9 protein-coding genes and 1 pseudogene are annotated in these 9,847 nt (G+C 60.6%); 4 read left to right on the plus strand and 6 right to left on the minus strand.

What is annotated here, in order from left to right:
* Both ACFE0K_RS15660 and ACFE0K_RS15665 read right to left on the minus strand, forming a co-directional pair.
* A pseudogene (locus tag ACFE0K_RS15660) lies at positions 1 to 792 on the minus strand (hypothetical protein); the annotation flags it as partial.
* 76 nt (positions 793 to 868) lie between these two features.
* On the minus strand, positions 869 to 3,349 hold the full coding sequence (locus ACFE0K_RS15665) for a TonB-dependent receptor (protein WP_434536953.1): 2,481 nt from the start codon (positions 3,347 to 3,349) through the stop codon (positions 869 to 871).
* A 359-nt stretch (positions 3,350 to 3,708) separates the two neighbouring features.
* Between ACFE0K_RS15665 and ACFE0K_RS15670 the strand changes: the two genes are divergently transcribed.
* The 3 genes from ACFE0K_RS15670 to cfa all read left to right on the plus strand — a co-directional run bounded on the left by ACFE0K_RS15670 (position 3,709) and on the right by cfa (position 6,971).
* Positions 3,709 to 4,611 carry a GGDEF domain-containing protein gene (locus tag ACFE0K_RS15670; protein ID WP_434536954.1) on the plus strand — a complete coding sequence of 301 codons (903 nt, stop codon included), beginning with the start codon at positions 3,709 to 3,711 and terminating at the stop codon, positions 4,609 to 4,611.
* Complete coding sequence (locus tag ACFE0K_RS15675) at positions 4,611 to 5,657, plus strand: AraC family transcriptional regulator (protein ID WP_434536955.1); 1,047 nt, start codon at positions 4,611 to 4,613, stop codon at positions 5,655 to 5,657. The genes ACFE0K_RS15670 and ACFE0K_RS15675 overlap by 1 nt, the downstream gene beginning before the upstream one ends.
* A gap of 141 nt (positions 5,658 to 5,798) precedes the next feature.
* Positions 5,799 to 6,971, plus strand: a complete 1,173-nt coding sequence (gene cfa / locus ACFE0K_RS15680; RefSeq protein WP_434536956.1) for a cyclopropane fatty acyl phospholipid synthase — start codon at positions 5,799 to 5,801, stop codon at positions 6,969 to 6,971.
* A 2-nt stretch (positions 6,972 to 6,973) separates the two neighbouring features.
* Here cfa and ACFE0K_RS15685 read toward each other — a convergent pair whose 3' ends face one another.
* The 3 genes from ACFE0K_RS15685 to ACFE0K_RS15695 form a co-directional block, all read right to left on the minus strand.
* The gene (locus tag ACFE0K_RS15685; RefSeq protein WP_434536957.1) at positions 6,974 to 8,017 is read right to left on the minus strand and encodes a metal-dependent hydrolase; all 1,044 of its coding nucleotides are present in this window, start codon (positions 8,015 to 8,017) and stop codon (positions 6,974 to 6,976) included.
* A gap of 71 nt (positions 8,018 to 8,088) precedes the next feature.
* Positions 8,089 to 8,694: a DUF2780 domain-containing protein gene (locus ACFE0K_RS15690; protein WP_434536958.1), complete on the minus strand. Its 606-nt coding sequence runs from the start codon at positions 8,692 to 8,694 to the stop codon at positions 8,089 to 8,091.
* 96 nt (positions 8,695 to 8,790) lie between these two features.
* On the minus strand, positions 8,791 to 9,222 hold the full coding sequence (locus ACFE0K_RS15695; RefSeq protein ID WP_434536959.1) for a MarR family winged helix-turn-helix transcriptional regulator: 432 nt from the start codon (positions 9,220 to 9,222) through the stop codon (positions 8,791 to 8,793).
* 84 nt (positions 9,223 to 9,306) lie between these two features.
* On the opposite strand from ACFE0K_RS15695, the gene ACFE0K_RS15700 reads away from it, so the two are divergent.
* Positions 9,307 to 9,582: a DUF2218 domain-containing protein gene (locus ACFE0K_RS15700; RefSeq protein WP_434536960.1), complete on the plus strand. Its 276-nt coding sequence runs from the start codon at positions 9,307 to 9,309 to the stop codon at positions 9,580 to 9,582.
* Between the two features lie 5 nt (positions 9,583 to 9,587).
* Here the strand turns inward: ACFE0K_RS15700 and ACFE0K_RS15705 are convergent.
* Positions 9,588 to 9,847 (minus strand): trimeric intracellular cation channel family protein (locus ACFE0K_RS15705; protein ID WP_434536961.1); only part of this gene is annotated, 260 nt, incomplete at its 5' end.

A 9,847-nucleotide genomic window follows, 5' to 3' on the forward strand; every position in this document is an offset into this window, starting at 1 on the left:
GGTGGGGCGTTCCGGCTCGTCCAGCTCCGGAACGGTGTAACGGTGTTGCACGGCATCGGCAAATCGGTCGAGGTGAAGGTCCCCCGCTTCCTTGTCGAGCAGGGCCACGCCACCGGGAATCACCGCCAACCCGCCGGCGCTTTCGCGAATGTTGCCACGGGGTGCCAGCAGATCCAGCAACTCCCGCTCCGGGTCCTGTTCCGCGTCTGCCTGATAGCGCCACAGGCCCACGGTTTCCTCGCTCACATAGAGCGCCGCGCGGGCATCATCCACGGCGCAGAATTCGGCCTCCGGCGGCATGACCAGATGACGGATCTTGCGTGGCTGGCGGGCATCATCCAGCAGCCACTGATCCGCCCCGCCCCGTTCATCCAGCAGGAAAACCGACAACAGCGACTGGCTGTCGCGATACAGACACAGGCCGTTGATCTGGTAAGCCGGTGCCGGCAGGCGCTGCAGTTCGCTCAGGGCGTTATCGTGCAAGGCAAACAGAACGGCTTGGTTGCGGCTGCGATCGACGCTGACCAGACGCACGCTGCCATCATCCTGACGGCGGCCGTCGAGCATCTCGAAGTTTCCCTGTTGCACGCGCTGATCCGCGAGCAACAAATCGCCGTCAAAGCTGACGGCAATGCGAGTGTCTCCCTCTACCCACAGGCTTTGCGGGTATGGCATAACCGGGGTCTGCCAGCGCCCCTCGTCCACCTCGTCTGAGGGCTGTGTCGCTGTGTCGGATTCACAGCCCGCCAGCAGCAGCGCAATCAGGGCGACCATGCCGAACTTTTTTTCCATTACCCGTTCCTTTCTGTTCGTTTTCAGGCTGAAAAAAACAGTGAAGCGGGCAACGTCGCCCGCCCCACTGGCCTGATTAAAAGTGCTTCAGCGCCAGACCCAGTTTGTAGGTGGGGCCGTATTCTTCGTACTGGGCGTTGAACCGTTCCTTGCCGGTGTAGGCATAGAAGGGTTCATCGGTAATATTGATCGCCTCGAAGGTGAGCTGCAGTTCGTCGGTGATGAAGTAATGCCCGGTGAAATCCAGCTGCACATGGTCATCGGTGTAGATATCGTAACGCTTGTCCAGCGGATCACTGACTTCCTGCAGATATTCACCGGTGTAGTTGGCTGCCAACCGCAGGCTCAGGTCTTGATACTCGTAGCCCAGCACCAGGTTACCGGTCAGATCGGACTGACTCGGCAAGGCAATATCCCGACGACGCATGGCACCAGCATCCTCATCCCAGGATTCGATCTCCGCTTCGGAATCCACCAGGGTCATATTGGCGCCGAGCAAAAGGCCGTTGAAGGGGGCCGGCAGTTCACTCAGCTGCCGGGAGTAGGCCAACTCCAGCCCGTGCAGCTTGGCGCTCTCGCCATTTTCCCAGGTTTCCACTTCGGACAGTCCGGGGAACTCGTTGGCCTTGTCGGTCAGGTAGGCAAAGTTGTCGATGTCCTTGTAGAAAAGGAACGCGGAGATCACGCCAGCCCGGCCCATGTAATGCTCGATGCCCAGATCCAGGTTATTGGATTTCAGCGACTTCAGATCCGGATTGCCGAAGTAGGCCTCGTCGCCATCCACTTCAAAAGAGGGCAGCAACTGTTCGAATACCGGTCGCACTACCGCACGGGTGACGGCGGCCCGGGCGATGGTGTTATTGGCCAGTTGGTAGCGAAGATGCAGGGCCGGTAGCCAGTGGTCTTCATCATTGTCGAAGCGCTCGGCGGTGATCGTCTCATCCGTGGAGCCGAAGCCCCTGGCACGGAATTCCGTGCCCTCATAACGCAGACCGCCCAGTACACGCAGATCCCGGAAATCCACAGTGCCCATCAAATAGGCCGCCTGCCGGTCCTCACTGATGCTGTAGTCCTCGATGGCGGAATCCACGATCTGGAATTCGCCCTCGCCCAGCAGGTTTTTCACCGAGGTGCTGATACCCGGCCCGAAGGCGCCCAGGCCGTAATCCACATTCTCGCGGTAATCCGAGAGCGTGGCATCCGGTTCATGGGTCCAGACATCCACATCGCCATCCTTGTCACGCTGACTCATCTTGGCACCGAACTTGATGGAAGCCGGATGGCTGTTCCAGTACAGCTCGCGGGTAAAATCCAGCTTCAGGTCGGTCTGGGTGTCCTCGGTGTCACTTTTCGCTTCCTCGATTTCATCCAGGCTGTAGTTGCCGGCATCGGCAAAACCGTCCGGCGCCAGCAGCCCGGGTTTGCGGGTATTGGTGAACCCGCCGTTGACAAGCGCATCATCGCTTTCGAAGGTGGCGTTGATTTCCTGCGGGGTTTTCTCGCTGGCGGTGCTGTAGCCCGCCTGGAAATCGACGATCCAGTCCTTCCAGAAGTGTTGGCCGCCAAGAGCAAAAGAAGAAATCTCCTGGGTTTCTTCCCGATCCTTCAGTTCTTTCGCCACACTCACATCACCACGCTGTCCGGCAAGCATGGGGGCGTCGAATTCGAAAATATTGGCCTGGCGAATTTCGCTATCGGTGAAGCGGCTGTGCAGGGTGCGCAGGTACAGGCTGGTATTATCACTGAGCAGATAATCGACGTTCAGTGCCATCCCCAGACGCTCACGGGTAATGGCGTAATCACGCTGTTCGAATTCCTCCAGGGCACTGCCGCTGTCGAAATCCCAGGCACCGCCGGTTTCCACATTGTCGGAACCGAAATCACGCTTGCCCCAGCTGATGCCACCGGCGATCCCCAGGTTTCTGTTGCCGTCGCCCACGGAAAACTGATTGCTGGCCGCCATCGACAATTCCGGACTGATCTCGTCCACGTTGTCGTTGTAACCGCCCTTGCCGCTCAGCGAGAAGTAATAGCCATCGCGATCAAAGGCGGACAGGGTTTTCACTTCGATAGTGCCGCCCAGGGAATTGGCATCCATGTCCGGGGTCAGGGTCTTGACCACGGTCAGCGATTCCAGCAAATCGGCGGGCACCACGTCCAGCGCTACCGCACGACGGCCCGCTTCCGGTGCCGGCGTCTGGATGCCATTGATAGTGGCCGCATTGAAATCCGGCGCCAGGCCGCGCACCCGCACAAATCGACCTTCACCCTGGTCCCGCTCAATGGATACCCCTGGCAGCCGTTGCAGGGATTCGGACACATTGGCGTCCGGCAGCTGGCCGATGGCATCGGAGGTAACGGTGGTTTCGATATTATCGGCGGCCTTCTGGCTGACCAGCGCCTTGTCGATACTGGCGGCCTGGCCGATCACCCGCACCGTTTCCAGCTGGTTGGCTGGCGGTGCGTCGTCCGCCTGTACCTGCGAGAACGCCAGCGCCACGGCGCTGGCCAGAACGGTTCGCGAAAAAGCGCCGTGTATCAGGTTGTCATTGAACATGGTGTCCCCCGGGCAAAGCCCTTGCGAATTGGCAATGCCGGGCACGGTAGGGAGTCGCCGTGTCACTTCTGTGACAGGGCGGCACCGAAAAATGAAGAATCAATCACTTAGCGAAGGCTGCGGCACATCGTGAGCTTTTTGCACCCCCTGTCCAGAACGGTGCCGACAAGGGCCGCAAACCGGATTGACCGCCGAATCCCTTCCCCGCAAGCGCTTTTCGTTTCTGAAAAGACATAATCCGGATTTGCCGTGAGCTGATTTAACCCCTCTCAACATTTCGGTCACGGTTTTGGCATTTTCATTTTCCTGACACAAAAACCACGTAGCTGTGCAGCAAGACTTCTGGACAGGATTTTTTCGTGAAACAGACGCTTTTTCTGCACCGCTGGCCTGTGATGGCACTGTTACTGCTGGCCAATGGCGTATTGCTGGCAAACCTGGCCGCCGGTGATCCGAAATCCTGGGCGGCCATTACCTGGCTGGATATCGCCGGTGAAGGGGGCGCTGCCTTCCTGTCGTTATTGTGGATCGGGCTGATCCTTAACAGCCGCCCCGCCGGCCGCGTCACTCGTTTTCTGGTGGCCGGCCTGACCGCCATCTTTCTTGCCTACTGGCAGGATGTGCTCGATGAAGTTATCGCCCTGCCGGCCACGACAGCCTGGGATCACTGGCTGGAATCCGGTGCCATGCCGCTGGGCATGATCCTGCTGACACTGGGCATCTATCACTGGCATCGGGAACAACAGGCCATCACTGTCCAGCTTCGCAAGCGTGAGCGGATCTTCCGTGAGCACCGACGCTTTGACCGGCTGACCAGCCTGAATGGTGCACCCTACCTGCGTGAGCAGCTGGCCATGGAGCTGCGTCACCGGGAACAACCGGTGGCACTGATCATGCTCGATATGCACTGCTTCGATCATAGCCGCCGGCTGCTGGGCAGTGCCGACAGTGACCGGCTACTGCAGGAGCTGGCCGAACTGTTATTGCTCAACCTGCGCCACAATGACCTGCTCTGCCGCTATGCCGGGGATCGCTTTGCGGTGGTACTGCCCCGCACCGGCCACGCCCTGGCCCAGGCACTGGCGGACGAGTTGCAGCAGGCCGTGGCCAGCTTTGCCTTCAAGACCCGGCGCGGTGAGACACATCATGTGCAGGTCATCCATGGCCTGGCGGTATCCTTCCAGGACAGCGCCGACAGCCTGATCGCCCGCGCCAACCGCAACCTGTTGCAGGCCCGACCGGACCAGCCTCGGGTCGCCTGATGAGCGGCTATCTGGCGGATCAGGCCTTCATCCCCGCGCATCATCAGCCGGCGGTATTGATTGATCTGATCCACGATCAGAGCATCGACCTGAACCGGCTGCTGCGGCATACCGGCCTGTTCCAGGAACAGATCCTCAGCGGCGAGGCCCGGCTCAGCCCGCACGACTGGCTGCAGCTGATTCACAATGCCCGGCGTCTGTTCCCGGACCCGGAGCTGAGCTTCCGCTATGGCCAGCGTCTGTTCCCGGGGCATTACGGCGCCATCAGTGCCCTGCTGGGCAATGCCGGCAACCTGTTCGATGCCCTGCAGGTATTTACCGATTTCAGCAAGCTGGTGTTCCCCTTGCTCGGCGCCCGTCTGACCGTCACCGAGCAGCATATTTGCCTGCATTGGCTGGACAGTTGCGGCAACGGCAGCGAGCACCGTTTTGTGGTGGAAGCCGCCATGGCCGGACTGGCATCGGTGACCCGCTGGCTCAGCGGCGAACGGTTGCCCTGGGCCTTCCAGTTCCGCCACTCCCGGCCTTGCTACCCGGAGCAGTACCAGGTGCACCTGGGGGACACCCTGTACTTTGATGGCCACCTGGATGCCATGATCCTGCCACGCCGTTACCTGGACAGCCCCTGGCCCGGCGCCTCGACGATCGCCTGGCAGGCTGCGAAACAGCAGTGCCAGCCACAGCTGGACCCAGTGGCCGGCGGCGACAGTTTCCGGGTAACGCTTTATCGTCAATTACAGCAGCAACTGGCCAGCCCACCTTCCTTGCAACAGGTGGCCAGCCCCCTGCAATGCAGCCCGGCCACCCTTAAACGCCGCTTGCGCGATCAGGGTTGCCATTACCAGCAACTGCTCGACGAGGCGCGCCTGCATCAGGCCATTCACTGGTTACAGTTTCATGGTTTCAGCACCGACCAGGTGGCCCGACAGCTCAACTTCTCCGACAGCACCAACTTCCGCCGCTCCTTCAAGCGCTGGTCGGGGCTGACACCGGCGGCCTGCCAGCGCGCCCTGGCCGTCGCCATGCACCGTCTTTCCCCGACCTGACCCTCCCTGACTTGAAAGGCTGGCGCTAACTTTTGACAATAGGGGCGGTTGTGCGGTCATCGACTTTGCATGACCGAGGGCTAATGAGTAGCCATGCAGTCGCCCGGATAGACCGCCGGAAAACTGGCAAGGAGGCATCCCATGGCCGATTTGCAGCGTCCACAGTCAATCCATCAATCAGCGCCCTCCCATGTGTACCGCGGCCTCACCAGTCGGGTGCGGGATGTGCTGGAGGCCGCCGATGTGCGCATCAACGGCGCCCGCCCCTGGGACATGCAGATTCATCACCCTCGCACCCTGACCCGCATTGCCCTGCAGCGCTCCCTGGGCCTGGGTGAGTCCTACATGGATGGCTGGTGGGATTGCGATGCACTGGATGAATTTTTCCATCGACTGCTGACCCATGGCGCCAACAAGGTCAGCCATTCACCATTACAAAGCGGCCTGCAATGGCTGGGATACTGGCTGTTCAACCGGCAAAATCTGCATCGTTCCACCAAGGTCGCCCGCCAGCATTACGACCTGGGCAACGACCTGTTCGAGGCCATGCTCGACCCCACCATGAGTTACAGCTGCGGCTACTGGCGCGACGCCGAGACCCTGGCACAAGCCCAGGAAGCCAAGCTGGATCTGATCTGCCGCAAGCTCAATCTGAAACCGGGCATGACCCTGCTGGATATCGGCTGCGGCTGGGGCGGGCTACTGGACTATGCCTGCCGACACTACAAAATAACCGGTGTCGGTGTGACCTTGTCGCAGGAGCAGGCCAGTCTGGCCAGGGAGCGCTGCGCGTCGCTACCCGTCGACATTCGCCTGCAGGATTACCGTGAGCTGCAAGGTCACTTCGACCGGGTGGTGTCCGTGGGAATGTTCGAGCATGTAGGGCGTCGCAACTACGCCACCTTCATGGAAACCTGCGCCCGGCTGCTGCACCGGCGGGGACTGATGCTGCTGCATACCATCGGTACCAATAGCAGCACCAACGGCCACGATCCCTGGATCGACAAATACATCTTCCCCAATGGCGAGCTACCCTCCTGCGCACAGATCACCCGTCATGCGGAGGACTGGTTCGTCTGCGAGGATCTGCACAATTTCGGGCCGGACTATGCCCGTACCCTGCGCGCCTGGGACCGGAATTTCATAGCGAATTGGTCACAGTTGGCCGATCGTTATGACCAGCGCTTCTACCGCATGTGGCGTTATTATCTGAATGCCTGCGCCGGTGCCTTTCAGGCCCGGAACATTCAGCTGTGGCAGTGGGTATTCAGCCATCCCGGCGGACGCGAGGAGGTCTATACCGGCGCCCGCTAGAATCAGGGCATCAGCGATGGACAGGGGCTGCCCGCCGGCAGGGCTTCCAGGGTGGTCAGGCAGAGGATCGGTTGGCGGGCCAGTGTTCGATCCAGCAGCGCTGGCCAGGCCTGCGGGTTGGCCATGGGCCGCGGCAGTTTATAGCTGGGCAATGCCTGCCAGGTACCGTCTTCCTGTTCGGCCAGCACAAACTGGAAGGGATGCAGACCCGGCACCCCCAGCCGAATATCCGTGGCCAGTAACTGGTCAGGCCCCGCTTCCACATCCATGAACCCCCGGGTAAACCAGGCCAGCTTGCGACCCGCCGGCAGCTGCATGGCCTCGGCATAGTCCTGCGGCGAGCGGGGGAAGGTTTCCACTGTCAGGCCATCGCCGCTGTCCAGCACGCCGGTGACAATCTCCAGTCGCCGCTGCTCACCCAGCACCGTCACCCGCCACAGCAGGGTGGAAAACGGCATGGGCTGCACCAGACGCGGCGCCTCACTCAAGCCCCGTTCCGCCAGCACCGGCATCACCCGCTGTGTCATCCATTGCTGGGCCACCAGGCTCCAGCAAAGATACAGGGAGGACAGCGTCAGCCCGGTGGCCAGTGCCGTCATTGCCGGCGGCCGTACCAGGGCCACTATCACGGCAATCAGCAACGGCAGGGTATAAAGCGGATCAATGATGAAGATGCTGCTGATCGCCACCGGATCACCCAGCGGCCAGAACAGGCGGGTGCCGTAGGTGGTAAAGGCATCCAGTAACGGGTGGGTCAGCAGACACAGGCCGGTGAAGGCCCACCAGCGCCACAGAGTGATGGTCGGGCGCCAGCGCTGCAGCACCCAGGCCAGTAACAGGGACGCGGGCAGCAACACCAACAGGGAATGGCTGAAACCGCGATGCTCGGTGAAGTTGGCCACCGCATCGCCGTAATCGATCAGTACGTCCAGATCGGGCAAGGTGCCCAGCAGGGCACCACCCAGTAACGCCGATCGCCCCAGCGTGCGGCCCATGACCGCACCGCCCACAGAGGCACCCAGAACAACCTGCGACAAGGAATCCATCAAAACGCCCCTGGCAAAATCAGCATTTTATCTGCGACATCGCCAGCAGACCGTCAAGATTGATACGACGGTCAGACGCCCCACAAGCCCTTGAGGCTATTCAGCACCTGACCAGTGACGCCTTTGTCACCGAGAAAGCCGAGAATTTTCGGCGCGAACTGGCTGACCATCTCCGGGGTCATGCCCAGGGCACTGAAGGCCTTGGTAACGCCCTGCATGCTGGAAATATTGCCCAGCATGGATGACATCATGCCACCACCTTCACCGCCGCCCAGCAGGGATTCCAGCCCCGGCACCTTGTTGAGCACGCCGCTGAACTGATCTCCGGACAGGTTGCTTTGCGCCATGGCCAGCAAGGCACCGGCACCGCCTGCGGCCTGCTGACCGGACACGCCCAGATCCGTGGACAGGGAATCCACCAATGCCTTGGCTTCACCGGAAACGGCCATACCGCCATTGACGCTATCCAGCGTGCTGTTGGCAGAGTCACTGGCCTTGTTGATGCCATCGTTGGCAGTCTCGGACGCCTTGTTGATGCCCGCATCGGCGCTCTCGGAGGCCTTGTCCATCGCCGCATTGGCAGAGTCAGTCATCTTCTTCAGGTCGAAGGCCTGCGCCGGCGACGCCAGCGCCAGACAGAAGGACGCACCCAAAACCCCGATTCGAAACGTATTCATACCTGCTCCTTGATGATTGATTGCATTTCCTTGCTCCTGTAGCAGCGACAAACCTTACCGGCTCAGGAACATCAGGACCAACAGTTTATGGCAAGCCTATGACCTGTCCGGCAAACATTTTTCCAGCAGATGCAGCAGCTGTTTGCGCTCCACCCCATCCAGGTTCTGCAGCAGCGAGGCAAACGCCTGCTCGCGGATGCGCTGTCCGTCGCTGGCGGCCTCGGCGCCCTGCTCGGTGAGGAACAAGCGCACCCGACGACCGTCTTCCGGATCTGGCTCGCGACGCAGCAGACCCTGCGTTTCCAGCACCTTGATCTTGCGGGTGAGCTGAGCCTTGTCGCGACCCTGATGACGCGCCAGGCACTGGGGGCTGCTGCCCGGCTGAGAGGACAGCTGCAGCAGCAACGACACATCCGGCGGCCCCAGTGGCACTGACATGGCAGCGAGCGGATCGCGCATCAACTGACGTAGCCGATTCAGGACAGTGCTGAAGGCCAGACTGAGCGGGCCGGAAATATCATCGGGCATGGCAACCTCCAAACTAGTTGACTTTATCAACTTACAACCTCAATATAATTGACATTATCAACTATATACACGGAGATTCCCATCATGGATCATCACTACGGCAGCGCAAGCACCGAGCACGCCAGCCTCTACCTGAAAAAACTCTGTCGTCATTTCAGCCACAAGGTGGAAACGGAATTCGACGACCATCAGGGCTCTATCCGCTTTCCTTTCGGCACCTGTGAACTGACCGCAGATGCCACGACCCTGCAACTGCACTGCCAATCAGACACCGACCAGATGGCCACCCTGCGCGATGTGATCGAGCGCCACCTGGTGCGGTTCGCCACCCGCGATACCCTGACGGTGAACTGGCAGTAACGCCGTCAGGCTTCCGGGACGTTGTAGTGGAAACGCGGCAGATGCCACTGATAACGAATCGCCAGCAAGCGCACCATAAAGCCTGTCGCCAGCGTCACCGCCGTGGCCAGCCAGACCGGCGACTGCCAGTGTAGTAACGGCAGATACAGGCAGGCCGCCCCCAGCGAGACCACCGCATAGAGTTCTTTCTGGAACACCAGTGGCACCCGATTACAGAGCAGATCGCGAATCACCCCACCGAAGATACCGGTAATCAACCCGGACA

Origin of the sequence: Alcanivorax sp., assembly GCF_051117345.1 — a bacterium.
GTDB lineage: Bacteria > Pseudomonadota > Gammaproteobacteria > Pseudomonadales > Alcanivoracaceae > Alcanivorax.

What these genes read in the sequence shown, in the direction of transcription:
- ACFE0K_RS15665 (WP_434536953.1), bottom strand. Translation starts at nt 3,349, where the DNA reads ATGTTCAATGACAACCTGATACACGGCGCTTTTTCGCGAACCGTTCTG.
- ACFE0K_RS15675 (WP_434536955.1), top strand. Translation starts at nt 4,611, where the DNA reads ATGAGCGGCTATCTGGCGGATCAGGCCTTCATCCCCGCGCATCATCAG.
- cfa (WP_434536956.1), top strand. Translation starts at nt 5,799, where the DNA reads ATGGCCGATTTGCAGCGTCCACAGTCAATCCATCAATCAGCGCCCTCC.
- ACFE0K_RS15685 (WP_434536957.1), bottom strand. Translation starts at nt 8,017, where the DNA reads ATGGATTCCTTGTCGCAGGTTGTTCTGGGTGCCTCTGTGGGCGGTGCG.
- ACFE0K_RS15690 (WP_434536958.1), bottom strand. Translation starts at nt 8,694, where the DNA reads ATGAATACGTTTCGAATCGGGGTTTTGGGTGCGTCCTTCTGTCTGGCG.
- ACFE0K_RS15695 (WP_434536959.1), bottom strand. Translation starts at nt 9,222, where the DNA reads ATGCCCGATGATATTTCCGGCCCGCTCAGTCTGGCCTTCAGCACTGTC.
- ACFE0K_RS15700 (WP_434536960.1), top strand. Translation starts at nt 9,307, where the DNA reads ATGGATCATCACTACGGCAGCGCAAGCACCGAGCACGCCAGCCTCTAC.